Raw genomic sequence first — 26,781 nt, 5'->3', positions numbered from 1 at the left:
GTGTCATTTAAATTTTCTGCGCTACTTTATTCACTTGGTGCTTATTTGCCGGACTGGACAGTTCTCATTTTTTTGGTCAACAACACAAATAAAAGGACCATCCAAATCACAAATAAAACAGGCAAAACATATAATCCAAATCCTGATGGACGTCCTGTCTCTTCTATCACGCCATTCAATTGGAAAATGTACACTGCCACTACGATAATGGACACATTGATAATGCCCACAAAAGAATAAATCCAGGTCAGCATCTTGTCCCTGAAAGGGTCTCCTTTGGCAAATAACCGCTTAATATTAGGACTGGCACCACTCTCGATGAGTTTTGCCGGCGTCACCAAAAGGATATTCAACACCAAAAAAATACCGATCATGATGTAGAAAAATATATTCTTGTTCATCACCCCATGGGCAAACCCTTCTTCATTCAACTCAAACCCCACCATTTCTGGCAAACCCGAATAAATGTACATGAAGATGACGATAAAAGCCAATACGGAAACTACGTGGAATGCTTTAGCAAATCTATGATTCATATATGCGTGTTTTAAACTGCTAATATAAGGGTTAAGATGATAGAATGCCTGTTTCTAATGTATTAGATTTCCCTTTGTAAAAGGAGTAAATCCATTGAAAAGGTCTAATCTGCTGACAGTAAGTAATATTTGAAAGATAAGGGAAATTTGTCCTCCTTGCGCCAAATTCAGCGGCACCTTACACTTTTATGACACCTGATCTTCCTTAAAAAGCTGCCATTTTTAAGTTGATTTCTCGCTTGTTCTTCACTTTCTGGCCTACCCTCGCCGATTGCCAGTGGTTGCCACACTTGTATCCCCCCTTTTCTTAGACTACCTTTGGCACCGAATTGTAAACAAATATCCTTTCCATGAAGTCAAGCACGCTGTCCTCCATTCTGTTGGTTCTGTTATTCGGTACATTTACCAGCTGTGTATCCAAATTGGACACTGGAAAGATCAACATGGAAAATTGGAAAAATGACCGCTACGGCTGCAAAGGCCTTCGCATCCAAGACTTGGAAGAGCTGGAATCCCTGAAAAATACGTTTCTCGGCGCAACCAATCAAGAGCTAATTGTCACTTTTGGACGGCCTGATAGGGTGGAATTGCTGAATAAGAGTCAGAGCTTTTTCTTTTATTTTTTGGAACCATCCAGTGAATGTGAAAATCATGACAAAGAAAAAGAGCCCCTAAAGGCCCTTTTCCGTTTGAATGCCATAAATAAGGTCAGTGAAGTAACGATTACAACCCTTAATCCTTAAGCATCATTTTTTCACACCGAGGCAATATACCTTGCGGATCGGTTCATACATTTTTAGTAAATGCCCTCTTGAAGGCATAATCCCAAACTAAAAGCACAATGCCGCCGCACCTTGGGTACCGGCATTATTGCCCAATGTTGCCTTTTTCAACTGGAGGTCATCGGTGTAATAATGGGTCAGGTATTGCCTTACGGTCTTTTCCAGGGAAGGCATCATAAACTCCAATCCTGCAGATATTCCTCCTCCGAAATAAACTTCATTAATGTCTAAAACACGGATCGTGGAAACGATGGCCTCGCCAAGGATGTCCCCCACTTCCTCGAAAGTCATCAATGAAACTTCATTTCCCTCCTTAGCTGTATCTACCAATAAGTGGGTCCCTAATTCCTTTTCCAGTAACACCCCTGCTTTTTCAGGATAGGCATCGATCATCCTTTTCATGATACTCAAGATGCCTTTCCTGCCGATGATGGTTTCTAAGCGTGCATTGCCGCGGGAGAGCATATGCCCCATCTCCATGGCATTGCCACGGGCTCCTTTAAAAATCGCCCCTTCCACTACCGCGGCACTACCAATGCCTGTTCCCATGGTGATAAACAGGAAATTGGCAGATGGCCTGGAAGACGCAAATTTATACTCCCCCATGGCCGCAGCACTGGCATCATTTTCCAGAAAGAAACTCTTCTCGGGATATTTTTCCAACAGCGCCCCCTTCAGGTCAAAGCCATTCAATTCAGGAATGGCCGGTATCTCCAAAGTGGTCGTCCGCTCCTTGTTGATCAAGCCCGGCAGGCCAATGCCTACTTTATTGATATCGGGGTATTTTGATAGGTATTTCCCAATGACATCCACAAAACAAGTATTGAAACCTTTGGGGTCTTCCTTGTAATGACTGGTATCTTCTTTATCAAATGACACAATTTCTCCTTGCTGGCTTACTTTACCAATTTTTAGGTGGGTTCCACCGACGTCTACACCCAAAAAGTGCTCGTTTTGATTATTCATGGTTTACGGTTTAATAGGTTTTGGATTCTAAAATAGTAAACAGATCAGCTTACTTCCTAAATTCTTTGGAAAAGACTTGAAAGATTTCATGAACGGCAGGACAGACCAAGGTGTTTTTCAAGGTCAAGCCAAGGATCCCATGCATATTTTTACGATTGGTGTGCGGATATTCCCGACATGCCTTGGGCCGTGATTCATACACAAAACACTTGTTGTCATCCCCAAGAAAAGGGCATGGCGCACTATTGAGCACAAAATCCCCTTCCTCATCCCGATGCAGATAGGCATCAATAAACTCAGAAGATTTCATTCTTAGCTTTTTGGCCAGTCGGTCAATGTCTATTTGCAGAAAAATAGGACTAGTGGTCTTACAGCAATTGGCACAGTCCAAACAATCGATCCTTTCAAACTGCTCCTCATGAGCCGCTGCAAATCGTTCATCAAGCAGCTTCGGTTTGATTTTCCGCAGTCGTGCCCGAAGCTTCTTGTGGTGGTTATATTCCGAAAGGGATTTTTGTTTAAAATGTTCCAGGTCCATACCTTTTTGTTTAGGATTATCAGGAATGCGTACAGTCAAACTGGATACTTACCTTGGGTAAAGCTGTGATGCCATTAACGGACGGCCCCACCGTCTTAACAAGTCAATAGACCATATTTTCAACCATCACTGGTAAATTTCACAATAAATTGTTTGGATATTACAATATTTTTCGTATTTTTATAAGTATCCAAACCAGTTTCGACATGAAAATGCATCCTAATGAATTGTTCTTCTATTACATTCCCTCGCATTCAATCGATAAGCAAGCAAGGGCATATGCGCGATCGGTTTCTCGATATGTCAATGAGATCAATATTGAGAAAGAACACATTACTACGACTGGCTGGCGGACGATCTTGGACAAGTTGCACCTACGCCCAAAGGATCTCTTGAATCGGGCCCACCCTGAATACCAGCGTCAAATTGCGGGCAAAACGTGGGATGATGAAAGCTGGCTCCACATTTTGGCAAAACACCCTTACCTGCTCAAGGCTCCCATCGCGATCAAACGGGAAAAGGCTGTGCTGTGCACCAAACCAGGGGAAATATTCAAGCTAAATTAATCCACTAGTGCAATGCCATCCGTTTTGATTTCAATTTTCCTACTTTTATAAAGTTGACCAATGGATTGTTTAAAGTGCTTTTTACTCATCCCTAAAGTCTTTTTGATTTCTTCGGGGGATGATTTATCATGAAGGGGCAAAAAACGCTTAACTTTTAAAAGGTTTAAGATTTTTTCTGCCCCTTCTTCATATTTTTGCCGGCCAATGGGCGTTAGCTGCAAATCCAATTTACCGTCATCCCTGCGCTTCTTGATATAAGCCTTTATGTTGTCACCCACTGCAATATCCTTAAAGGTTTCATTCTCATAGAGCAGGCCTTCATAATGCTGATTAATCAGGACTTTATAGCCCAAATCCGTGGATTCGAACACCAATCCATCCACTTCTTGGCCTTCCTCGAAGATCGTGGTATCCGTGAGCATAAAATCTTGGTATTTGGACACGCCGATTAGCCTGTTGGTCTTAAAGTCCACACAGATCATCACCAAGTGCTGCTCCCCTTCCTTCATGGGCTTGCCCATTTCAGACATTGGTACAAAAAGATCCTTTGGCAATCCCCAATCCATAAAGGCCCCAAATTTGGTCACCTCTTTCACCTCCATTACGGCAAATTCATCTACCAACGCTACAGGGCGGTCGGTGATGGCCACCAGCCGGTCTTCACTGTCCGTATAGACAAACACCGCCACTTCTTCTCCTTCTTTTTCATCCCCCAAGAGATAGCCCTTCGGCAATAATACTTCAGTACCATTGGACAAATTCAAATAGGCTCCATTTGCCGTAAACCGGGTAATAGGCAATGTCGAAATATTGCCTAATTCTTTTATCGTATCCATATCCTGCAAAGGTAACTAAAAGTGAGGAAATAGTAAGAAGGTGGCGGTTATATGACCAAGGCTAACGCTTTTAAAGAGATCACCCCCATTTTCGTTTCTAAGCCGGAAGGTTTCTTCAAGCTGTTTTTTTGTCCCTAACCACCACCAGAAGCCAAAGGCTGAAGGCCTTGGGGTGATATGCCCAAACCCATTCCCGCCACAGACGGAAAGCCCAGCTCACCCTTCCACCAAGTATTTTTAACGGTATTATTCTTAATTGGCCTTACTAGCCGTAAGGAGTGCTTGTTCCCACCATTCTAGCCCAATAGGCTCCATTGGGCTGAATTAAGTTGAGGCTGTCTCATAAATAAATAATCCGTCATCACGAACGGAGTGAAGTGATCTCAATGTGCTTTCATTGCACGTATGACGAGATTGCTTCTTCCGATATCCATCGGAATCGCAATGACGAGGACTTTTGAGACAACCTCGAATTTCCCTTATGCTGCCATTAGCGCATACTTGAACATGGTAGATTTATGGACCGCCGCAAACTGGATTTTCCAAATACGTTTGCCCTAGATATATGACCTAGGCCCAATCGGAATCTTCCAATGTGAAAATTTCGCTTATTTCAACTTCAAAAATCTGAGCTAATCTCAATGCCAAAACTGTTGACGGAACATATTTCCCTAATTCCATCGCATTAATGGTTTGTCTGCTAACTTTTGCCAGTTTTGCCAATTCAGCTTGGGTTATATTTTTTTTTGCTCTTTCAACTTTGATACTATTCTTCATAGCCAACAGATCTTTTAAGTTTGGAAATTTGCCAGTTAAACCGAATAATGAAAAACAGTAAAATTGTAAACATGTTAAATATCATAACCCATAAAAAGGACAGTTCGAAAACGAATAAAAATAATACTAAAAGGATTCCGTAATTGAAATAAACAGCCCAAACCAACGATTCTAACCTGATTTTTGAAATATATTCATCCTCTAACTTTTCTTTAGAAAAAGCAACTAAAATTGAACTCAATATTATCAGAACACCTAAAATCTCATTTAGTATGTTGTTCTTTACATTCCCAATAACACGCTTGTCCCCAAAAAACTCATCAATAAAAACATTCATGAATTAGGACTTCACAAACGGGAATGAAAGAGGAGTTTATCCGTATAAGTAGAATATTCACATTCACTTATCGGTTATGTCATCACAAATTGAATTCGAACAGGTGATCCAGCGGGGCTGTGGCCTCGATGTTCACCAAAAGACGGTAGTGGCCACAGTCAGTGGCATTGACGTTGAGATTGATACCCGTACCTTCGGGACCTTTACTGCTCAGATCGAGGAGCTTAAAACATGGCTGAATTCCCTTTCCATTACCCACATTGCGATGGAAAGTACCGGAGTTTATTGGAAACCTGTCTACAACATCCTGGAAGAGGATTTTAAGATTATCCTGGTAAATGCCCGGCATATCAAGAATGTTCCCGGTCATAAGACAGATAAGAAAGACAGTGAATGGATTGCCAAATTGCTTCTAAGCGGTCTGTTAAAGGGGAGCTTTGTCCCTACCGAGTGGATAAGAGAGCTACGTGATCTTTGCAGGTATAAACGTAAGCTGATCGCACAGCGGGTCGCCCAACGCAACAGGTTGCATAAAATCCTGGAAGATGCCAATATCAAACTGGCCTCAGTGGCTTCGGATATCTTTGGGGTCACAGGTACGCTCATCATAGATGCCTTGATCCGGAAACAGGATGATCCTGAATACCTGGCCAACCTTGCCAAAGGTTCCTTGCGCAAAAAGATGGCGGACCTCAAACTTTCTCTGCAGGGAAGACTCACCGAACATCACCGGTTCATGCTGGCCACACTCCGTGATTCCATTGATTCGATCAACGCCCAGATCGGGCACATCGAGGCTAGAATTGAGCGTTATGCAGTCGAGCTTCAACAAGAGGTCGATTTACTCCAGACCATACCCGGAATAGGTAAAGAAACCGCCATGAATATCCTGGCCGAGTCAGGCAATGACATGGAGGTTTTTCCTGATCACAAACACCTGGCATCATGGGCAGGTGTCTCCCCGGGCAACAACGAAAGTGCAGGCAAGAAGAAGTCAACCCGCATCACACATGGGAACAAATACTTGAAAACTGCATTGGTCGAAGCTGCTTGGGCCGCATCACACACAAAGGACACCTATTTGGGCCGCAAATATGGGGCAATAGCTGCTCGCCGCGGATCTAAAAAGGCCCTGATTGCCGTAGCTCATAAAATCTTGACCGGACTGTATTACATCCTCAAAAACAAGGAGCCCTACCTAGAGCCTGACGATACAACCTATCAGGAAAAAAGAAAGCAGGCGCAGATTAAGAAATCCTTAGAGCGCCTGCGCGGGCTCGGAGTCCAAGTGGACATCCGTCCCAATTAAGATTAAGTGAAAGTTCGAGCTTTTATTGGTGATTTACAAGTCCCGGAATAAAAACTGAACTCATAGGCCAAGAACAAACGGTTATTGCTTCGAGCATGTAGAAAAAATTTTACTCTCTAACTTGGCCTAACTTAATTTATAGTCCTTTAAAAAACCTTTCAAAGGATAGCAAAACTATGCCCTACCAGTTTTAAAAATGACTGAACAAGCCTATTTTTAGATTTTCTCTTTCAGAAAAAATAGCAGGGACATTAAAATCCAAATAATTCGGTTCAAGATCTAAAACTAGCGTTATCAAACCAATGATGGCAGAGGGAATAGGGATTAACCATCCAATTTTCTTGTACTTGTTAGGAAACAGATATTTTAATTTCATAATACTCAGATTTAGTTCTATCTAAATGTAAAGTAATTAAATCATTTTGTCAAGTTTACTTTACATATAGTAACACAAACACTACTTAAATTTAGACACACAGCTCATGGGAAGTTAAGTGTTTGACTTGAAAGCTAGCACTCAATTAGAGTGTCAAATGTAACCTTGAACCCGATGAATTAATCAGCCAACAGTCAGCCAAGGCCTGCACATGTTCCTCCTCTTTGCGGTGGTGAGGATAGATGAGGCTAAAAGCGAGTTGTGATGAGGCTGTTATACTTTGTGCCCAACACTTGCTAAACCCAGGGATAACATTTAGTTTTAATTTAAGAATAACAAACCAAGCCATAAACCGTCCCAAGCGCTTTCATCCCTTGGGCATAATTTACTTTTATGTCAAAAATAGCCGTAATAGGATCAGGCACCATGGGGAATGGTATCGCCCATGTATTTGCCCAGCACGATCATCAAGTATCCTTAATCGACAAGGATGAAAAAGCCTTGGAAAAGGGGCTGGCGACCATTGCCAAAAACTTGGACCGACAAATCGAGAAGGGAATTATTCAAGCTGAAACAAAGGATTCCACTTTGGCCAATATCACCCCGTATTCCGACATGGAAAAAGGGGTGAAAAATGTGGCCATCGTGGTAGAAGCGGCGACCGAGAACACCGAATTGAAATTAGAAATTTTTCGACAGCTGGACCAGTTCAGTCCTAAAGAAGCCATCTTGGCCACCAATACTTCCTCCATTTCCATCACCAAAATCGCTGCTGCCACTTCGCGGCCAGACAAGGTCATTGGCATGCACTTTATGAACCCGGTTCCCGTGATGCAACTGGTGGAGGTCATCAAAGGATACAAGACATCCGAAGAAACCACCCATCAGGTGATGTCTGTCGCTAAAGCACTGGAAAAGGCACCTGTGGCAGTCAATGATTACCCGGGATTTGTCGCCAATCGCATCCTGATGCCCATGATCAATGAAGCCATTTACGCCCTTTACGAAGGGGTTTCCGGGGTACAGGAAATCGACACCGTCATGAAGCTGGGCATGGCCCATCCCATGGGGCCGTTGCAGCTGGCAGATTTTATCGGTTTGGACGTCTGCCATGCTATCTTGGATGTTCTTTACCAAGGCCTGGGCAACCCAAAATATGCCCCATGTCCACTCTTGGTCAATATGGTGGAAGCAGGAAATAAAGGGGTCAAATCAGGTGAAGGTTTTTACATCTATTCACAAGGAAGCAAAGAACTGGTCGTATCCGAGCGGTTTCAGAAGCAACCATGATCCCTTTAAAAACAGCCAAACCGACTGTCCCTGAACACTAAATTGGACGTTATGTCCGCTTACAAACCGTTAACTGCTCAATCTTATACCGAATATGCACATCGCGATAGCTGGAAACATCGGAAGTGGTAAGACCACCCTGACCAAAAAACTTGGCCATCATTACGGCTGGAAGGTCGAGTTAGAAGATGTAGAGGCCAATCCTTATTTGGAGGATTTTTATGCGGACATGAAAAAGTGGTCCTTTCATCTTCAAGTTTTCTTTTTAAACAGTCGTTTTAACCAAATCAAGGAAATTGCCCGCTCACCCGTATCGACAGTACAGGACCGAACCATTTACGAGGATGCCTATATCTTTGCCGCCAACTTGCACCAGTCAGGCTGTTTCGATGAGCGGGACTACCAAAACTACCTAAAGCTTTTCCATTCCATGATGGAATATGCCGCTGCACCGGACTTATTGATCTACCTGCGGGCAGACATTCCCAAACTGGTCGGCCAGATCGAAAAAAGAGGCCGGGATTACGAAACCACCATCAGCATCCATTACCTCAAAAGTCTCAACCAGCATTATGAAGACTGGATCAGCGGCTATGACAAAGGAAAACTGCTAATAATTGATGTCAATGACCTGGATTTTGTGTCCAACAGGGAAGATTTCAGCTTTATCGTCAATCAAATCGATCGGGAGATCAATGGGCTTTTTTCATACCCCCCCTATAAAACGGAAGCCAAACCTGCCATCCCCTAAACGGTTTTCCGCTGAAGCCAATTCAAGATGGCGTTGTAATTTTCCTCTTTTGGATTCAAGAGGAGTTGGTCGATTTTCTTTAGGCTCCCCCCGGTCATGATGTTTTCGTACATGGGAATTCGGATAATCTTATAGCCGTGAAGCCTCGTGAGTAAATCATACTGGGCATCATTATAGGCATTTAGCTTCCATCCTGCCGCGCCATTTCCGGTAAGATCCCCCGGTTCCATGGAGCTGCCAAAGCACTTAGAAGCAATCGGTGGCCCATTCCAAATCCTGTCATGCAGTCCGGCCTTATGGCATTCCCGCTCAAATGTCCTGCACAGCCGCTTATAACTGTCCAACCACGAAAAAGTAAACACCTCATAAACGGAAGTCTTCAAGGTCGCCAAACGATACCGGTTAAAATGAACGGCATCATCGTATATAAACAACATTCGATCAATCCTAAAATCAAACCGCAGCCTATCCAACAAAATTGGAGACCCTATCCCGCCCAGACATGCATAAAGCTCCGTCTGCAAATCGAGTGCTTTATCATCAAGCAATTTTTTATTGATTTCCAACCGGAAATCCTCTTCCAGCTCAATTTTATTCTCCAATAGGACCTTGATCAGGTTTTGGACTTTTAATTGGTGCACGTTAATAAATCTTTTTACAGGTAATTTGGATGATTTAACTTATTCGGAATCCGAATTGATAATCCGCTCTTTTAGATTCCCCTTAGACCCCGGAAAGGTCGTTTTGGACGAAATATCAAGTCCGATCAAGATCATGATGATCAGAAAAATAATACTTACCAAGAGAAATATTTTTTTCTTTGTTTTCATATTGAAATCTTTTCGCCTATTTTTCCAATATAAATTTTGCCAAAAATAGTTTAAACTTAACGTTCTTAAAACACTATAAGCCCCTAAAACGTTAAAAAAGCCAATTTTAGGTTTAATTCTTTACTGGCAAAACAGACAAACTATTACTTCTTAACCCTTTTCTTTCATTGTCAAATGTACGAACTTATCAATAAGGATGTTATTTTTCAGTTTTTGGGGGATGATCCAGAACTCATACGCCCTATGCTGGAAATGGTGATGAACAATAACCTCACTGAACTCGACGAACTGGACAGCCTGTTCGACGAAGGTAACTATGAAGAAGTCCGAATCAAGGTTCACAAGGCAAAATCAGCCATGGGGTATGTCGGGGCTTCATCCACCAAGAAAATGCTTCAGGAAATCGAAAAAGACGTCCCCAATATCTATCCTCAAAACATCACGGCCCTCAAAGCAGACATTGAAATCATCAAACGGGAAATCTCCGACTTTCTGGGCACCCTGTCATGACATATTTTTATTCATAAGCTTTCGTAACCATTTAACCTTTTTGCCTTGCAAGGCATCGACTTCTTGAACATATTGGGAAAAAATCCCAAATATGAAAAAAGTTTATTTCCTGTTTTTAATCGTTTTCGGCAGCATTTTGACCTCAAGTGCCCAGCAGAGCACGCTCACTGTGGAAAAAATCATGCAAGACCCCAAGTGGATGGGCACATTCCCCTCCAATATAAACTGGGGTGCAGATGGTAAAACCATTTATTTTCACTACAATCCAGAAAAAGATCCTGCCGATTCACTCTATAAAATCACACTTTCCGATACGGAAAACATCATCAAGGTGCCCGTAGAGGAAGAAGAACACCTGCTCCCCTCCTCAGGAGATTTCAACAAGGCCAAAGACCTCAAAGTTTATACGCGAAACGGTATTTTATTTCTGTACGACTTTGAGAATGGTCAAGAACAACAGCTCCTCGAACTGGGAGAGCGTATTTCCCAACCAGTATTCTTGGCCGATGAAGATTTCATCGCATTTCAGGCCACAAACAACGTGTTTACCTATCATCGCTCTTCTGGAAAAATCAAAAAGCTCACCAACATCATCAGTGGTGAAAAACCAGCGGAGAAAGCCTCTCAATTATCCGAGAAGGAGGATTGGCTAAAATCCGAAAACCTTGAACTGCTCCAAGTGATTCAAGAACGGGAAGACAAAAAAGAAAAGCGAAAAGCTTATCGCGAGGCCACCAAAACACCGGAAAAATTCGCCTTTTATACAGACAAAAAGCGCTTGGCAAACCTGAGTATTTCGCCGAATGCGGAATACGTCACTTTCAATTTGATAACCCCTTCCAAGGAACGAAAAAACACGTTTGTTCCTGATTATGCTGACGCCTCCGGGTACACCACTGACCTGGATGCCCGACCAAAAGTAGGAGACGAAGCGTCCAAGGTCGAAATGGCTATTTATAATTTGGAAAAGGACACGGTCTATTTTGTCCAGACGGATCAATTGCCGGGCATCAAAGACCTCCCCGACTATGTAAGCGACTATCCTGAGCGGGAGTGGGAAAAGAAAAACCGGTCCGTTTCCACTTCTGGAGCCTATTTTTCCCGAGACGGTCAGGCCATCGTCAATATTCGCTCCGCGGACAATAAGGACAGGTGGATTGCCTTGATCAACTTGGAAGATGGCACATTGGAAACACTTGACAGGCAGCGTGACGAAGCTTGGATTGCCGGGCCGGGCATTGGCTACAGTTTTTGGGGAGGGACATTGGGCTGGCTTCCTGATGGCAAGCATGTATACTTCCAGTCGGAAGAGACAGGCTATTCCCACCTTTACCTCTACAATGTCGAAAAGGGCACCAAAACCGCTCTTACAGAGGGTGAATATGAGGTTTTTTCACCAATGCTCTCCCGAGACGGCAAACATTGGTACCTGACCACCTCTGCCGTACACCCTGGTGAACGACACTTTTACAAAATGCCCGTCATGGGCGGAAAGATGGAAAAACTCACCTCCATGGAAGGGAACAATCAAGTAAGCCTTTCCCCGGATGAAAAGCACATGGCCATCTTACACAGTTACAGCAACCGGCCTTGGGAGCTCTACCTAAAAGAAAGCAATACCAAGGCAAAGCCCATCCAGCTTACCGCTGGTCAAAGCACTGCCTTTGAAGCCTATGAATGGAGAGATCCACAGCTGATCCACTTTGAAGCAGCGGATGGCGCAAAAGTGCCCGCTAGGCTGTATACCCCTGCCCCATCGGCAGCCAATGGGGCTGCCGTGATCTTTGTGCATGGAGCGGGATATTTGCAAAATGCCCATAAATGGTGGTCGAGCTATTTTCGGGAATACATGTTTCACAACCTACTGACTGATCTGGGGTATACCGTATTGGATATTGATTACCGGGGAAGCGCAGGTTATGGCCGGGACTGGAGAACGGGGATCTATAGGCATATGGGGGGAAAGGACCTTTCTGACCAAGTGGATGGCGCCCATTACCTGACCCAGCAGATGGGCATAGATCCGGAAAGAATTGGCATCTATGGCGGCAGTTATGGTGGGTTCATTACACTGATGGCCTTGTTCAATGAAGCGGAAACCTTTTCCTCAGGGGCTGCCTTACGCTCTGTAACGGACTGGGCGCATTACAATCACGGCTATACTTCTAACATCCTCAATGAGCCGGTCAATGATCCGATCGCCTATCGTAGAAGTTCTCCAATCTATTTCGCCGAAGGCCTGGAGGGAAACCTCCTCATTGCCCACGGTATGGTGGACGTCAATGTACACTTTCAAGATGTGGTCAGGCTCTCCCAGCGGTTGATCGAATTGGGCAAGGATAATTGGGAAATGGCCGTATATCCCGTGGAAGACCACGGATTTGTGGAACCCAGCAGCTGGACAGACGAGTACAAACGTATATTGAAGCTCTTTAACGATACACTACTGAAATAGCCCTTTCCATCAGCCAACAAGAACAGGAAGCTATGCTGGTCATAATGCTTACCAGCTAAAAAAGGTTATAAAAAGTGTGTCATTATTGAAGGTTATATCAGGGGAATGGCCCCGGTATAACCTTCTTTTGTTTGGAACTCAAGGAAAGTAAGAGGCCAATGCATCATGCGGGTTTAGGGCAAACACCACTTCCCCGTGAGCAAACCATTCCCTAATATATTTCCCAATCGAAAAATTAGGTTATCTTAGTAATCAAAACCAAAAAGCCACTTCCACTATTTAGCCCGATAACCGTTATGAAAATTCTTAAAACCATCTTGCTTTCAATCCTCGGACTAGCACTTTTGGTGCTGATTGCCGCTTTTTTTGTACCGAGGGAATTGAATGTCGAAAAAAGTGTAATGATCAATCGTCCGGTAGAAGAAGTTTTTGAATATGTAAAAATGCTCAAAAACCAGAACTCATTTTCCGTCTGGATGACGATAGATCCCAAAATGGAAAAGACCTACGAAGGAAAGGACGGCACGGTGGGGGCCATCACCAAGTGGGACAGCCAGCACCAAGATGTGGGCAAAGGTGAACAAGAAATTACAACCCTTGAGGCCAATAAAAGAATCGATTATGAGCTGAGGTTCATCAAGCCTTTTGAATCCACTGCCCAGGCCTATATGGTCACCGAAAGCACTTCTGCCCACCAAACCAAAGTGATCTGGGGCTTTCATGGCGAAAGCAAATACCCAATGAACCTCGTCCAAAAGGTGATGGGCATTGAAAAAATGTTAGGAGACCAGCTTCAACAGGGGCTGGATACGCTTAAAGATCAAATGGAAGGCTCATTTTAGGGGTAAGCCATATTTCCACGAAGATACGTTTCGACCAGTTTTAGGGAAAAAGCGTGCCCCGTTAAGAGGATGAACTTCCGCTGTTAGCCATAAAACAGGTTTAGGCGGAAACTCATGGGGATTCGCGCCAGGCAAACGCATTTTAAAAAACAGCCATCAATATATTCACCTGAGGTCAATTTTAAAACCGGCATTTCGACCCGCCGCGACGGAGAAGCCTGCCTACGGTCAGGCAGGCTTCTCCGCTCGTAATGACGGATTGTTCAATCCTGAGACGGCCTCTGGTGTTTGGTTAAGTATAGTTTTTTAATTGGCATGGGAAACGATACCACCTGACCTGCTAACTTATCTGACAAGGAAGAAAAATCATTTCATGCTTGCCTTATCATAGGCCAAAGGAGACGCTCCCCATCTGCATTCCAATACTGCCAGGAAATCAATCGCGGAATCAGCTAGGCTGCTCAAACCAACGCCTTTAGTCAATCACGACCATTTCCACACGCCTGTTTTTTTCTCTTCCTGCCGCCGTGTTGTTATCAGCAATCGGCTCACTGCCGCCCAGTCCACGTAACATGATCCGTTCAAAAGCGACCCCGTGATCTACCATATAATCCCTGATGGATCCAGCCCTTTCCATGGACAATTGCTTGTTGAGTGCTGCATTCCCTACATTATCCGTATGTCCTTCCAACCTGATCTTCTTGGAAGGATTTTCTTTCATAAAATCCACCAATTGATCGATATAGGTCAGGGAATTTTGGTCGGCCAATTCCGCTGTTCCCTTCTTGAATAACACTTCTTGCAGCACCAAACTGGTACCTTTATCAGCCGGGGTCAGCATGACCAGTTCCTTGTCCCTGAAATCGGTGACCAAGATCGTCTCAGGAAGGTAGTTTTCAGAAGAAACGGTCACTTTAGCGGTATTTTCCCGTAACGCCAGCTCATGAGCCCCCTTTAGCCCTTCATCAATCCCAAGCTTATCACCATTGGCATTTTTAAACGTTATTTTATAGGGAATCTCAGCGTTTGTGTTTTTATCCAATGCACTGACCTTGATCATCGAGTTGGTTCTTGCGGCGTCCATGGAAGGCGCTTGCTCTTCCTCGGCTTCTGCCATGGGTACCTCCTCCACGTTTTTCGCTTCTTCGACTTGTACGGCTGCACTTTCCTGAGCGATTTCAACTTCTTGTCCTTGCTCCTCGGAAACTGCAGCAGGCCTCTCCTCTTCTATTGTGGGCTGTGCAGGTGTTTCTGGCACTTTCGGTTCCTCAGGGGTTTCCGGAACCACCTCGGCGGCATTGGTCACGGATACGGAGCTGCGATCGCTCACGGGGAAATTCGCTGCCAAAAACCTTTCATCTTCCACAGGAGTCACTTCTTCCAACACGATTTCCTCTTTCCTTCTCATGAGGATGTCACCATACCCTTCACTGTTTTGGGTGGTAGTGACAAAAGCCGTATACGGGCTATTGGGGTCGATAAAATACGACAGTTCCACGCCCCTGGAATTGATATCATCTTGTAGCATTTTGGGCTTGCTCCACCGCTCCCACGAGTCATCGAGGCGCTGGGAATAGTAAATATCCCTGCCTTCACCGGTTCCATGCCCATTGGAAGAAAAGTACAACACCTGTCTATCATCCGACAAAAAAGGCGTCATTTCCTGTTCGAAACTGTTGACATCGGCGCCAATATTCTTTGGGACAGACCATTTCCCTTCAGATTGCTTGAAGCTCACATAAATATCCTCATTGCCAAAAGTTCCATACGTATTCATGGCCATGACTAGAATCTCTCCAGATGGATGCAATCGGGCGCTAAAGCTTTTGCCATTGTTCTTAAAACTGCCAAAGTCAAGCTGGTATTCATATTTCCAATCCGTCTCTCCCGTGCGCCGGTACAGGTGAATACCGTGGGGTTTCTTTTTCCCATCATGATACACCAAGGCCGTCTGGTCATCAGGAAAACCGATAAAAAGGTCGTAACCTTCGGTACTCAGGCTGGCCACAGGTTTAGCCGCTTGCCATTGGTTGAATTCATCCTTCTTGCTGTACCAAACATCACCATAATCCCGGCTGCCGCCGGTATTTTCTGGATGGAAGGCTACACTAAGGAACAATTCTTCCTGGGCAGACAACACGGGCTGCTGCTCATCATAGGGAGTATTGACTTGTTTTAGGGCATAAACACCCTGTCCTAAAGATGGTGTAAATGCACAAAAAGCAAGCACGGGTACCGTGCTTGCTTTTAGAAATGCTGATGTTAGTTTTCTTGTTACGCTCATTTTATTGATCTAATACAATCGCAAATACCAATGGGGCCACAATGGTCGCATCAGATTCGATGATGTATTTTGGCGTGTCGATCCCCAGCTTACCCCATGTGATTTTTTCATTCGGCACGGCGCCAGAATAAGAACCATATGAAGTAGTCGAGTCGGAAATTTGGCAGAAATACCCCCAAAGCGGTACATTTTCTCGCTGCAAATCCTGATGAAGCATCGGCACCACACAGATCGGAAAATCTCCCGCAATCCCTCCTCCTATCTGGAAGAAGCCTACCGTACTGTCGTCGGTAGCATTTTCGGTATACCACTCTGCCAGATACATCATGTACTGAATACCGGTTTTAACGGTATGGACATTTTTCACATCTCCTGTGATCACATGTCCTGCAAACATATTGCCCAGTGTAGAATCTTCCCATCCCGGTACGATGATCGGAAGGTTCTTTTTGGCCGCTTCTAGCAGCCAACTGTTTTTAGGGTCTATCTGATAATCCTTTTCCAGTTTTCCCGAAAGCAAGATTTTATAGAAAAACTCATGAGGGAAATAGCTTTCGCCTGCACGGTCGGCTTTTACCCATTCCTCCAAAATGACATTTTCTATCCTCCTCATCGCTTCCATTTCCGGAATACAGGTATCCGTCACCCTGTTCATGTGTCTGTCTAGCAAATCCTGTTCCTCTTGTGGTGAAAGCTGACGATAATGTGGTACTCGCTCATAATAATCATGCGCCACCAGGTTAAAAACATCCTCTTCGAGGTTAGCCCCGGTACAGGTGATGATCTGTACTTTGTCCTGACGGATCATCTCTGCTAGAGAAATTCCCAATTCTGCAGTGGACATGGCCCCGGCAAGGGTCACCATCATTTTACCGTTATTGTCCAAATGGGCCTTGTAGCCGTCTGCTGCATCGATCAAAGCGGCAGCATTAAAATGTCTGTAGTTGTGTTTGAGAAATTCTGTTATTTTCATCAAGAATATCGTTTACGTCCTCACTAAAATTACTGATATTATCTGATACAAAAAAAGCCCGGACATTTCCGGGCTTTTGATCGTTTCTATTGTCCCTCAGGATGGCTTATTCACCTGCAGCTGTACTGTCTTTTTCTGCTTCTGCTGGAGCAGCAGTGTCCCCTGCTTTATACGCTTCATTTAGGCCCTTGGTCACATCCTTGGTGACATCCATGGCCTCATGGGCATACCATACCCCTCCACCTCGGGTATAGCTCAGCACCATCTCCAAGCCATTTTCTTCCGCATAGCCTTTCATGAATTCCTGAATTTTATCGTATACCTCATTGTAAAGGTTGGTCTCATCGGCAGAAAGCTCTTGCATCAAGTTGTTCCTATAGGTCATCAGGTTTTGCTCTTTCTTCATCAAATCCTCCTGCTTGGCCCTGGATTGGTTCGGTGTCATGTTTTGAGCAGATTGCTGAAAATTGGCTACCTCCTGCTCAAATCCCTTTGCACGATTGGCCAACTCGCTCTCATAACGTTTTCCTTTCTCGGAGATCTCATCGGACTTGTCCTTGAAAAATTGATAGTTATTGATCACACTATCGGTATTGATATAAGCAATTTTCACTTCACTTAAATCCATTGTACTGCCCTTGGAATCATCAGAGCTTGTAGAGGTTCCTTGGTTTCCTTGGTTACAGGCTGTAAAAAGAATTGCAGCCATTCCTAAAATGCCTAATGCTTTGCTAATGTTTTTCACTTTTTTTCTTTATTATTTCAACTTGCCGCAAATATAAACAAAGTTCTCATTCTACAAATTGTAATTGATGATTTGAAGGCTATAATTAACACCAACCGGCCCCAATCATGCCTTTGGTGCATTATACAATACAGCACCTATTTTTGCTTTGCTCCAGAAAAACCGTTAAAAAAACAGCTCTTGGGCCAATCGGTATGTGTTGGCGTGGGCTTCAATGATATGACTGATTTTTTCGGAATATCCTCCTCCCATGCAGCACATGATGGGCAATTCATGCTGATGAGCCAGTTCCAGCACCAAACGGTCGCGCTCCTTACACCCTTCAATGCTCACTCCCAATCGTCCCAGTTTATCGGTGGACAAGACATCCACGCCGCATTGATAGATGATAAAATCAGGCTCCACCTGATCCAATAACGGCGGGAGATGTTCTTTAAGCTTCCTGATGTAGAATTCATCCCCCACTTTGTCGGGCAAGGGCACATCCAGATCCGATGTTTCCTTGTGCAGGGGATAATTGGCCGCACCATGCATGCTGAATGTAAAGACTGCCGGATTGTCTTTGAAAATTTCTGCCGTCCCGTTGCCTTGGTGCACATCCAGGTCCACCACCAACACTTGCTTGGCCAGCTTTTTCTGGACCAGGTAATTGGCTGAAATGGCAATGTCATTGAGCAGGCAAAACCCTTCTCCTCTGTCCGAAAAAGCATGATGGGTGCCTCCGGCAATGTTCATTGCTATCCCATGTTTCAGTGCAAAAAGACAACCTTGGACAGAGCCATCCATGATGTGAATCTCCCGCTCCACCAAAGCAGCACTTAGCGGAAAGCCAGTCTTTCTGATTTCAGATTTGGTAAGGGACAGTTCGGTAAGTTTCTGGAGGTAGCCTGCTTTGTGCGGGCCGACAATCCACTCCTCGCTCAGCGCGTTAGGTTCGAAAAGGTTATGCGCCGCGATGGTGCCTTCATACAACAGCTGTTCTGGGAGCAGTTCATATTTTTCCATCGGAAACCTATGCCCTGCTGGCAGCGGATGGGCATATTTGGGAGACCAAGCAATCTTTAACATAAGTAAACAAATAAAAACCGTTTGCTGAAGGTCAACAAACGGTTTGTCCAATAAGTTTTAAAAATGACAATTACTCCTCAATATCCTCCGACTGAAAAGAATAAAGGGTGTCATCCAACTTGATCGTATCATCGTTAAATTCCTTGATAAATTTTTTGATCACTGCATCGTCAATATGATCAACGTGCAATGCCGCATCCACTCCAATCCCAAAATCATGGTTGGTATCCATGTCAATAAACTCCTGTACTTTCACAGCTTCTTCCTCTTCCAAATCCATGATGATCTCCGTTATAAACCACCCGATCTCTTCTTCATCATTGTCCAAGGGTTTCAGGTTACCATTCTCATCCTCCTCATAGTGAATTCCTTTGAAGTTAGGGAATTTCTGGGCAGCCTTATGTTCTGCCAGCTCATAAATTTCGCTCGAGTGATGTAGCCTCAGCGTATAAAGCGCTGCGTCATATATCACTTCCCTTCCTTCAAACATCCCAATAAAGTAAAAGTTGACAAATTCTTCATTGTTCCCATCTGAAGGAATTACCTTGTAGGATTTACCTGAAGCCTTTAATTCTTCCTTTAGGGCTTTGATTGTCTCGGGCTTAAACCCATCATTCTTATATAACATATCTACTGTCAAAAGGGTGTATTAACTAATAATCTAATCAATTGATATAAAAATGTACATCCTGAATTGTACCAATCTACACTCAAACTTTATAAGTAATTAAATTACAATTAATTACATTAAAAAGAAATGAATGTAGAAAAATTTCAGAAGCCTTGTTCCAACATCAGCCTTATGCCAATTGAATTATGCGATTCCTCAGAAATTACCGATTCATGTCACCTCCAAATTAATTCTTTCAGGGTAACAGAACCATTCATAAACGTCGTAAAGCAGTTTTTTGTTTAAAATTGGCACATAGCCTGGAAAATCGAAATCACTTTTCATTATCGAACAAAGAAACGCCAAAAATGGCATTGATAATCGACAAAATAAAACTGAATAGCAGCGCCCACCAAAAGCCGTCTACCACAAAACCCGGGATAATTTCCGCAGCAAATAAAATAATCAGTGCATTAATTACCAGCAAGAACAACCCCAAGGTCACAATTGTAATGGGAATGGTCAAAATTATTAGGATAGGTTTTATGGTATAATTCAGTAAACTGATGACCGCTGCGATGACTATCCCTATCCAGAAATCTTCCACATATACTCCAGGCAAAAGATATCCTGTAATAATGACCCCCAAGCCCCCAACCACCAGCTGGACGAGGACATTACCCCAGCTATTGCGATTACCACTCATAATTTTTGCATTTAATCTTTAAGTTCCCCATAAAAGTATGTGCATAATACCAGTTTAAAAACGCTTATACAATAAAAATCTTTACAAAAAATCATGAATAATGTCATCTTTAACAAAATTTATCTGACCTTACTCAAATTTTACGGTTTAAGAAATTATCTTTGTAATCTTAAATCAACAATAAAATCAAGTGATACTAATCGTATTCTTCCTTCTTCACTGGTATTTCTCGCTGTTTTGCCAGAGTTTCTTTCTGCACCGGTATGCAGCACATCAGATGTTCATCATGAACAAGTTTTGGGAAAAGTTCTTTTACCTTTTCACTTGGGCTTGTCAAGGCAGTTCTTATTTGTCTCCTAGGGCTTATGCGATCCTACACCGGATGCACCATGCCTATAGCGACACCCCAAAAGATCCCCATAGCCCACATCATACGGAGAACCTCTTTACCATGATGTGGAAGACTAAAAATATTTATAACGATTATTTCAGCTTTAGGCTCAAGCCTGAAGAAAGGTTTTCCAAGGATGTTCCCGACTGGAAAAAATTTGACCTGATGGCGGACAGTATGTTTGTCCGTGTGGCCTGGGGATTAATCTACGTAGCGATCTATGTGCTGAGCATAAGTGTTTTTGAATTGGCCGGTACACATTGGTGGATGTACTTCCTACTACCGATCCACTTCTTGATGGGACCTGTACATGGCGCCATTGTAAACTGGAGTGGACACAAGTACGGTTACGCTAATTTTGACAATAACGATCAATCCAAAAACAGCTTGCTACTGGATGTACTTATGCTAGGTGAATTGTTCCAAAACAACCACCATAAATTGCCAAATCGTCCCAACTTTGCCGTAAAGTGGTATGAATTTGACCCTACTTACCCTGTGGTGAAATTATTGCACTTTACACGCATCATTAAGCTGAGAACGACCTGATGTAAATATTATCCCATAAAAGATCATATAAAGGACTGCCCTACCCGAGCAGTCCTTTTCTTTTTTCCTAAACAACTAACTTTTTAATTAAAACTAACAAAATAGTTGTTTAACTAGATTTTTCAGGCTAATTTTATCCTTGCCTAAAGGAAGATCTGTCCTTACTTGTTATTTTCAAACTAAATGATTAAGTTGACAGAAAAACATACAGAACCAAAATGAGAGAGTTAACAAGAGCAGAGGAACAAGTAATGCAAATCCTGTGGGATATCGAGAAAGGCTTTGTCAAGGATATCCTGGCCAAAATGTCATCACCCAAACCCGCCTACAACACCGTTTCTACCATTATCAGGATTTTGGAAAAGAAAGGTTTTGTGAAACACAAAGCCTATGGAAAGTCCCATGAATACTTCCCTATCGTCACAAAAGACCAATACAGAAGTTTCTCTATCAAGAACCTATTGACAGGTTATTTCGGCGGTTCATTTTCAAAGCTGGCATCTTTCTTTGCCAAGGACGAAAACCTGGACATTAAAGAATTGGAAAAATTAATGAATGAGGTAAAAGACGATGTAAAATAAACTAAATGGCACATCTGATCGACTATATCTGGCAGAGTTCATTCTGCCTGTTATTTTTTTTCGGGATATATTGGTGTTTCCTGAGGAGGGAAAAGGTTTTTGGTTTTACGCGGGTGTTTCTGCTAATCACCCCTGTGCTGGCCTTGCTTTTCCCCTTGATCGAAATCCCGGTGGAGTTTTCCAAACCCACCATATCCTTAGAAAACACGGACTTTTTACAGTATTTGACTGCTCAAGAGGCCAAAGAGGACATTGCGGCGAGTTATGGCCTTCCTGAAGTCACCGTCGAAAGCACCAAGCTTCCCATCCTGTTGGAATGGAAGGACTATTTGTTCTTGGGGTACTTGGTGATCGCCCTGTTACTCACCTTCCGACTGTTGTGGCAGTTTTTACAACTAAGGTTATTAACGGAAAAGGGCTGGTATCAAACTGTCTTCAATTTAAAAAGCAGTTACTTTTTGATTCCTACCTTCGGCCTGGCACCGGTTTTTTCTTTTTTCAATCGGCTATTTTGGGATGACAGCCAAGAGCTCAGGCCAGAAGAAAAAGAACATATCATCAAACATGAAATTGAACATATCCGGCAAGGGCATTCCTGGGATATGATGTATTATCAAGTGTTGAGCATTTTATTTTGGTTTAACCCGGGCATCCATTTGATGCGGAGTGCTTTAATTGACACCCACGAATATTCGGCAGACGCCAACGTGGTCAAGCAAGCTGCAAATAAGGATACCTACACGAATCTTATTGTCAAAATAGCATTTAAGGGACTAGATCTTCCTGTTGGCAACTATTTTATTAGATCGACAACCTTAAAACGCATTATGATGATGAAAAACAACAAAAAGACCAATTGGTTTAAGTTGCTGATGGTGGTGCCCCTTACGGGGATGTTACTGGGCTTGGTCTCCATGAAAACCATTTCCACTTCCGGTTTCTTCAACACAGAGTCAAGCATGAGCTTGGCTAATATGAAGGAGCTGATCGAGCAGGCTCAAGACACAATCAACGTAAGCACAAGAGTCGTGCACATTCCGAATCCTACCCATTATGAATATGTTTCGGATCTAAAAGACGGCAAAGTCACCGCCCAACTTGGAAACCTCCAATATGAAATTGGCGATATTTCCAATGACCAAGAATACGCTGATGTCATGGCTATGATCAATGTATTCAAGCGACACAGCAACTTCATCAAAAAATATGACACGCAGGAGCTCCATACCTCTGCTGATAAAATGCCGGAGGCAAAAGGCGGTATGGGGGAATGGAATAAGTTCCTATCCAAAAACCTAAAATACCCCACCCAGGCCCGTAAAATGGGCATGACCGGAGACATCTACATCGAGTTTGTGGTCAGTAAAGCGGGCGAGGTCTTGCAGCCCACGCTTAAAAAATCTTTGGGCATGGGACTGGACGATGAGATCCTGAGAATTTTCTCCCTTGAAAGCATGCCAAAATGGAATCCAGGCATCATCGATGGAAAACCCGTCAACACCTTAATGGTGCTCCCCATCCGGTTTAAACTCAAGGGTGAAGTGGCCAAATCCTCCACGTTCTTTTCCCCTCCCTCCTACGCTTCCGATAAGGAGGTGTTTGATGTTGTCGAAAATATGCCCTCTCCACAAGGTGGCATGGAAGGCTGGACGGATTATGTGTCCAAAAATTTGATCTATCCCAAAACCGCTCAGGAAAAAGGCGTGGAAGGAACCGTTTATGTCAGCTTTATTGTAGATGAGGATGGCAGCCTTCAAAACCCTAAAATCCTAAGAGGGATCGGCAGCGGAGCGGATGAAGAAGCCATGAGGTTAGTGGCAAACGCCCCCAAATGGACACCTGGTCAGCAGCGTGGCAAAAACGTACCAGTCGAGATGAAGGTACCCATTAAATTTGAATTGAATACCAAGGCAATTGGCACTCCCCAGCCCAACCAACTCGATGATGTGGTAGTCGTAGGATACAATACCGTAAGTATCAAGAAAGACGACAATGGCCGTCCCCAGAAGCCTGCCATAGATTCATCCGGCAAGTTCGATGAAATAGGAGAAGATCCGCTATACGTAATTAACGGCGAAGAATATCCAAAGGAAGATATCAGTAAGGTTTCCCCTGAGGACATTAAATCCATCAATGTCCTGAAAGGAGCATCAGCCATTGAAAAATATGAAGACAATGGCAAGCATGGCGTTATTGAGATTACTTTGAAAGAGGGGGTGTCACTTCCGAAAAAGCAACCTGCTAGCAGTATCCAAAAAACCAAAAATAGTGAACCAAAATTAACTTTAGGTGCGGACCCTATTTTCATGGTGGATGATGCATTCACTAGAAAATCGGAGCTGAAAAATGCCTATGATCCAGAGGATATAGAATCTATTTCAATCTTAAAAAATGGAGACGCTATTAATCTCTACGGTAAGAACGCTCAAAATGGTGTTGTACTCATTACCACTAAGAACAACCCTTAAACAGATCTATCCATAGCTCATTTGTTGTTCTCTTTTATGACTATTACCTTAGCATTTATAGATGAAATAAATTCTTAAACCGTAAAAATCATAAAAATATGGGCAAAGGAGATATGAAATCCAAAAGAGGTAAAATCCACAACGGAACCTTTGGTAAAAGCAGACCACGAAAAAATCAAAATATCGCTACGAAAAAAGAGCAATCGCAAGCCACCAAGTAAGGTTTATATTGCTAAAAATTAGAAGTCAGGCCGGATAAAACTCCCGGCCTGACTTTTTTTGTCCCTATCTACTAACCCGATTTCGGATCAAGCGGGGATCAAGCAATATTTCCGAGAAGCTAATTTTGACATGGTCTTTTAAAAGAAAATTTCATACTGTTAAAGCGATGGGCTTCCTCCCCAGGACAAACGACTTAAAAAAAAATGTTCCTATTTGCATTTATATCTGCCGTTCCTACGGAACTTACCCTTTTGTCCGTAATCATTTTTGGATGCAGGTTGTCACCTGCAACTTCTATATGACCCTCCGCCAAAGGCGGATTAGGCAAGATGCTCAGTTGCCAACGCATATTCAGGGTGTAATCTCAACCAAGCCAACCACTATACATGAGCAGATAGCTGCGACGGCTTGTACGATCCAAATCAACAACTCATTCTCATTCTTCAGCCTATTCCGCCATTCGGCAAAATAGGCTACTGCGGTTTCCAATATACAAATTGGGGCAAAGTGCCTGCGGCACGATAAATTTTTTAACCTGCAGATTCATCCGCAGGAACTTAAGCTCTCTCCTCAACCTTCCAAAGGTGTGCCAGTGGCACGGTTGGAACTTCACTTCAGGTCCCATATCGGATGCAGCGTAGGCTCCTAATAAGCGCCCAATACTGAAACGCTTTCCGCCACACAGTAATCACTTTTTGAATAATTGTCCGGTTGTTTATTTAAAGTTCCGTCACTTTTACACACATATTTCCCTATTTAATCTACTTTTGATGCCATTACGCTGATCCAGTTCATCTATCCAGGTCGTATATAGTTTTCATAAATCACAACGCACTATCTTATGAAAACTTTAACAAACACTATTTTAAAGACGACACTCATTGTACTACCCGCATTTGGCTTTTTTGCCTGTGACAATGATGAGGACATGGACATGCCCGAAAACGATGTGGCATCGTTATTTGTTTCCAGCAATACCAGCGGCATGATCACGGTCATGGATTTCTCGTCATCCGATGTCAGCAGCAGTACCTTTGCTTCAGCAGGAGCGGATGCTGACGGCATCTACTACGATGATAAAAATGACGAAATCATCCAGTTGGTTCGATCAGACAATTCCCTGAATGTTTATGCTGATATCATGGCGGCCAAGATGGATAACGGCCTGTCCATTTCTTTGGGACTATCCGGATCGGGGACTTTTGTCAGTGGACGCGAAATAGCCGTCATGAATGATATGGTCGTCGTGGCAGAGTCACCTGTAGAGGCAAATGGCAACCAAAGCAGCTTATATGTCTATCAGAAAACCAACAACGGCTTCACGCTACAAAACACTTATGAAGTGGACTTTGCACTTTGGGGCATTCACCTAGAGGGCAATACGCTCTATGCCGTCGTGGACAAAACCGCTGACTTGGCAGTGTTCAACAACTTCATGGCCAATACAGACGGCATGATCAGCCCCGATAAGCGTGTGACCATCGAAGGTCTGGGCAGAACACACGGGTTGACCTATTCCATGGAAGATGACCTGATGGTCCTCACCGACATTGGTGATGCCTCTTCAGACAGTGACGGTGGCTTGGTGATCATTACTGACTTCACCAGTACCCTAAACGGCACCACAGACGGAGGAACTATTGCTATGGCTGCGCAGGCCCGGATAGAAGGTAACAACACCATGTTGGGCAATCCAGTAGATGTGGCCTACAGCGAAGACAGCAAAATGATCTTCGTCGCCGAAAGAGCAAATGGAGGCGGTAGAGTATTGGTATATGATTACTTCTCCACCAACGGCAACCCTTCACCAGCCTTTAGCCAAGACGTAGCAGGTGCATCTGCCGTTTATTACTATGAAGATTAAACCCATCACCTAATCCATACGCGATTTGATCGCAGGTCAAACAATATTAAGAAACTACTTACTCTACTACTTCTAAAGGTGTGCTGATGTCCTCAGCCACCTTTTTTTATACCTTGCAAAACGCTTTCGATACCTTTCGGCTCAACACCCCTTCTAATTACGCTTTTCGGTATATCCTTTGAGCCAGAAACCTAAAAACAGTATTCTCTATCGATTTTATAGGGTTTTATGATCGCTTTAATTTTTAAAAAACTCTTTTTCGAATACTTGCAAATTCAAAAATTGGATTGTTACTTTGTGCTATCCTTTACTTTTTAAAAGTACAAGGATTTATACAGAAGAGGTGAGAGACAGGCTCGTAGACCCTCTGGCAACCTGGAAAATCCAAGGTGCCAATTCCTGCCGAATGTGAATATCCGCATTTGGAAATATAAATTCTTAAACAATGAATTTTATAAAAAGGATACACACAGCAATACAACTTCACACACAAAGCATCATCGAATTAATTTTTATCCAAAGGGAAAGTGCCTTGCATCAACGAATGTGCATGTGCAACTAAGCACCCTCCTATTTTGCCCGTTTCGGGCGTCTTTACTTGCTTTTATTCCCATTCTTG

At 43.4% G+C, this 26,781-nt stretch carries 27 protein-coding genes and 1 riboswitch; of the genes, 13 read left to right on the top strand and 14 right to left on the bottom strand.

Features of this window, described 5'->3' with window-relative positions; all coding sequences use genetic code 11:
- Nucleotides 1–41: 41 nt before the first annotated feature.
- Nucleotides 42–536, bottom strand: coding sequence for a hypothetical protein (locus ECHVI_RS16125; RefSeq protein WP_015267081.1), 495 nt, complete (start codon nucleotides 534–536; stop codon nucleotides 42–44).
- Between the two features lie 350 nt (nucleotides 537–886).
- Between ECHVI_RS16125 and ECHVI_RS16120 the strand changes: the two genes are divergently transcribed.
- Nucleotides 887–1,279: a hypothetical protein gene (locus tag ECHVI_RS16120; RefSeq protein WP_015267080.1), complete on the top strand. Its 393-nt coding sequence runs from the start codon at nucleotides 887–889 to the stop codon at nucleotides 1,277–1,279.
- An 87-nt stretch (nucleotides 1,280–1,366) separates the two neighbouring features.
- Here ECHVI_RS16120 and ECHVI_RS16115 read toward each other — a convergent pair whose 3' ends face one another.
- Nucleotides 1,367–2,284 carry an ROK family protein gene (locus tag ECHVI_RS16115; protein WP_015267079.1) on the bottom strand — a complete coding sequence of 306 codons (918 nt, stop codon included), beginning with the start codon at nucleotides 2,282–2,284 and terminating at the stop codon, nucleotides 1,367–1,369.
- A gap of 49 nt (nucleotides 2,285–2,333) precedes the next feature.
- The gene (locus tag ECHVI_RS16110; protein WP_015267078.1) at nucleotides 2,334–2,822 is read right to left on the bottom strand and encodes a YkgJ family cysteine cluster protein; all 489 of its coding nucleotides are present in this window, start codon (nucleotides 2,820–2,822) and stop codon (nucleotides 2,334–2,336) included.
- A 206-nt stretch (nucleotides 2,823–3,028) separates the two neighbouring features.
- On the opposite strand from ECHVI_RS16110, the gene ECHVI_RS16105 reads away from it, so the two are divergent.
- Nucleotides 3,029–3,388, top strand: coding sequence for an arsenate reductase family protein (locus ECHVI_RS16105; RefSeq protein WP_015267077.1), 360 nt, complete (start codon nucleotides 3,029–3,031; stop codon nucleotides 3,386–3,388).
- Here the strand turns inward: ECHVI_RS16105 and ECHVI_RS16100 are convergent.
- A complete protein-coding gene (locus ECHVI_RS16100) occupies nucleotides 3,385–4,215 on the bottom strand; it encodes a CvfB family protein (protein WP_041739929.1) in 831 nt (276 codons plus the stop codon). The genes ECHVI_RS16105 and ECHVI_RS16100 overlap by 4 nt on opposite strands.
- Before the next feature lie 579 nt (nucleotides 4,216–4,794).
- Nucleotides 4,795–5,001, bottom strand: a complete 207-nt coding sequence (locus tag ECHVI_RS16095) for a helix-turn-helix transcriptional regulator (protein ID WP_015267075.1) — start codon at nucleotides 4,999–5,001, stop codon at nucleotides 4,795–4,797.
- 413 nt (nucleotides 5,002–5,414) lie between these two features.
- Between ECHVI_RS16095 and ECHVI_RS16085 the strand changes: the two genes are divergently transcribed.
- On the top strand, nucleotides 5,415–6,647 hold the full coding sequence (locus tag ECHVI_RS16085; RefSeq protein ID WP_015264485.1) for an IS110 family RNA-guided transposase: 1,233 nt from the start codon (nucleotides 5,415–5,417) through the stop codon (nucleotides 6,645–6,647).
- Nucleotides 6,648–6,837: 190 nt separating this feature from the next.
- Here ECHVI_RS16085 and ECHVI_RS16080 read toward each other — a convergent pair whose 3' ends face one another.
- Nucleotides 6,838–7,023: a hypothetical protein gene (locus ECHVI_RS16080; protein ID WP_041738770.1), complete on the bottom strand. Its 186-nt coding sequence runs from the start codon at nucleotides 7,021–7,023 to the stop codon at nucleotides 6,838–6,840.
- Nucleotides 7,024–7,416: 393 nt separating this feature from the next.
- Between ECHVI_RS16080 and ECHVI_RS16075 the strand changes: the two genes are divergently transcribed.
- Together ECHVI_RS16075 and ECHVI_RS16070 are read left to right on the top strand one after the other, a co-directional pair.
- Nucleotides 7,417–8,313: a 3-hydroxyacyl-CoA dehydrogenase family protein gene (locus tag ECHVI_RS16075; protein ID WP_041738768.1), complete on the top strand. Its 897-nt coding sequence runs from the start codon at nucleotides 7,417–7,419 to the stop codon at nucleotides 8,311–8,313.
- Nucleotides 8,314–8,407: 94 nt separating this feature from the next.
- Complete coding sequence (locus ECHVI_RS16070) at nucleotides 8,408–9,064, top strand: deoxynucleoside kinase (RefSeq protein WP_015267073.1); 657 nt, start codon at nucleotides 8,408–8,410, stop codon at nucleotides 9,062–9,064.
- On the opposite strand, the gene ECHVI_RS16065 is transcribed toward ECHVI_RS16070, so the two are convergent.
- Together ECHVI_RS16065 and ECHVI_RS23880 are read right to left on the bottom strand one after the other, a co-directional pair.
- Entirely contained in the window at nucleotides 9,061–9,705 is a 645-nt protein-coding gene (locus ECHVI_RS16065) for a DUF7255 family protein (protein ID WP_015267072.1), read from the bottom strand. The genes ECHVI_RS16070 and ECHVI_RS16065 overlap by 4 nt on opposite strands.
- A gap of 39 nt (nucleotides 9,706–9,744) precedes the next feature.
- Entirely contained in the window at nucleotides 9,745–9,894 is a 150-nt protein-coding gene (locus tag ECHVI_RS23880) for a hypothetical protein (protein WP_015267071.1), read from the bottom strand.
- A gap of 174 nt (nucleotides 9,895–10,068) precedes the next feature.
- Here ECHVI_RS23880 and ECHVI_RS16060 point away from each other — a divergent pair, with 174 nt between their 5' ends.
- The 3 genes from ECHVI_RS16060 (at nucleotide 10,069) to ECHVI_RS16050 (ending at nucleotide 13,701) form a co-directional block, all read left to right on the top strand.
- A complete protein-coding gene (locus tag ECHVI_RS16060; RefSeq protein WP_015267070.1) occupies nucleotides 10,069–10,404 on the top strand; it encodes an Hpt domain-containing protein in 336 nt (111 codons plus the stop codon).
- A gap of 91 nt (nucleotides 10,405–10,495) precedes the next feature.
- Nucleotides 10,496–12,859, top strand: coding sequence for a S9 family peptidase (locus ECHVI_RS16055; protein ID WP_015267069.1), 2,364 nt, complete (start codon nucleotides 10,496–10,498; stop codon nucleotides 12,857–12,859).
- Nucleotides 12,860–13,155: 296 nt separating this feature from the next.
- Nucleotides 13,156–13,701: an SRPBCC family protein gene (locus ECHVI_RS16050; protein WP_015267068.1), complete on the top strand. Its 546-nt coding sequence runs from the start codon at nucleotides 13,156–13,158 to the stop codon at nucleotides 13,699–13,701.
- A 475-nt stretch (nucleotides 13,702–14,176) separates the two neighbouring features.
- Here the strand turns inward: ECHVI_RS16050 and ECHVI_RS16045 are convergent, their stop codons facing one another.
- The 6 genes from ECHVI_RS16045 to ECHVI_RS16020 form a co-directional block, all read right to left on the bottom strand.
- Nucleotides 14,177–15,985 (bottom strand): OmpA family protein, encoded by a 1,809-nt coding sequence (locus ECHVI_RS16045; protein ID WP_041738765.1) that lies wholly within the window; start codon nucleotides 15,983–15,985, stop codon nucleotides 14,177–14,179.
- A 1-nt stretch (nucleotide 15,986) separates the two neighbouring features.
- Complete coding sequence (locus ECHVI_RS16040) at nucleotides 15,987–16,958, bottom strand: deoxyhypusine synthase family protein (protein WP_015267066.1); 972 nt, start codon at nucleotides 16,956–16,958, stop codon at nucleotides 15,987–15,989.
- Between the two features lie 106 nt (nucleotides 16,959–17,064).
- On the bottom strand, nucleotides 17,065–17,703 hold the full coding sequence (locus ECHVI_RS16035; protein ID WP_015267065.1) for an OmpH/Skp family outer membrane protein: 639 nt from the start codon (nucleotides 17,701–17,703) through the stop codon (nucleotides 17,065–17,067).
- 165 nt (nucleotides 17,704–17,868) lie between these two features.
- Complete coding sequence (locus tag ECHVI_RS16030) at nucleotides 17,869–18,771, bottom strand: histone deacetylase family protein (RefSeq protein ID WP_015267064.1); 903 nt, start codon at nucleotides 18,769–18,771, stop codon at nucleotides 17,869–17,871.
- A gap of 70 nt (nucleotides 18,772–18,841) precedes the next feature.
- Complete coding sequence (locus ECHVI_RS16025; protein ID WP_015267063.1) at nucleotides 18,842–19,399, bottom strand: hypothetical protein; 558 nt, start codon at nucleotides 19,397–19,399, stop codon at nucleotides 18,842–18,844.
- A 316-nt stretch (nucleotides 19,400–19,715) separates the two neighbouring features.
- Nucleotides 19,716–20,087: a phage holin family protein gene (locus ECHVI_RS16020; RefSeq protein ID WP_015267061.1), complete on the bottom strand. Its 372-nt coding sequence runs from the start codon at nucleotides 20,085–20,087 to the stop codon at nucleotides 19,716–19,718.
- Nucleotides 20,088–20,277: 190 nt separating this feature from the next.
- Here ECHVI_RS16020 and ECHVI_RS16015 point away from each other — a divergent pair, with 190 nt between their 5' ends.
- The 5 genes from ECHVI_RS16015 to ECHVI_RS16000 all read left to right on the top strand — a co-directional run bounded on the left by ECHVI_RS16015 (nucleotide 20,278) and on the right by ECHVI_RS16000 (nucleotide 26,162).
- Nucleotides 20,278–21,027: an acyl-CoA desaturase gene (locus tag ECHVI_RS16015; protein ID WP_015267060.1), complete on the top strand. Its 750-nt coding sequence runs from the start codon at nucleotides 20,278–20,280 to the stop codon at nucleotides 21,025–21,027.
- Nucleotides 21,028–21,245: 218 nt separating this feature from the next.
- Nucleotides 21,246–21,608 (top strand): BlaI/MecI/CopY family transcriptional regulator, encoded by a 363-nt coding sequence (locus tag ECHVI_RS16010; protein ID WP_015267059.1) that lies wholly within the window; start codon nucleotides 21,246–21,248, stop codon nucleotides 21,606–21,608.
- Nucleotides 21,609–21,613: 5 nt separating this feature from the next.
- Nucleotides 21,614–24,076, top strand: coding sequence for a M56 family metallopeptidase (locus ECHVI_RS16005; protein ID WP_015267058.1), 2,463 nt, complete (start codon nucleotides 21,614–21,616; stop codon nucleotides 24,074–24,076).
- Between the two features lie 98 nt (nucleotides 24,077–24,174).
- On the top strand, nucleotides 24,175–24,297 hold the full coding sequence (locus ECHVI_RS23375) for a 30S ribosomal protein THX (protein WP_015267057.1): 123 nt from the start codon (nucleotides 24,175–24,177) through the stop codon (nucleotides 24,295–24,297).
- A gap of 842 nt (nucleotides 24,298–25,139) precedes the next feature.
- Nucleotides 25,140–26,162, top strand: a complete 1,023-nt coding sequence (locus tag ECHVI_RS16000; protein WP_015267056.1) for a hypothetical protein — start codon at nucleotides 25,140–25,142, stop codon at nucleotides 26,160–26,162.
- A gap of 327 nt (nucleotides 26,163–26,489) precedes the next feature.
- A riboswitch (SAM riboswitch) is annotated at nucleotides 26,490–26,599 on the top strand.
- Nucleotides 26,600–26,781 lie beyond the last annotated feature (182 nt).

This window comes from Echinicola vietnamensis DSM 17526, assembly GCF_000325705.1.
Lineage (GTDB): Bacteria > Bacteroidota > Bacteroidia > Cytophagales > Cyclobacteriaceae > Echinicola > Echinicola vietnamensis.
Note: the sequence above shows the minus strand (reverse complement) of the source record. Positions and strands in the feature narration are given on the sequence as shown.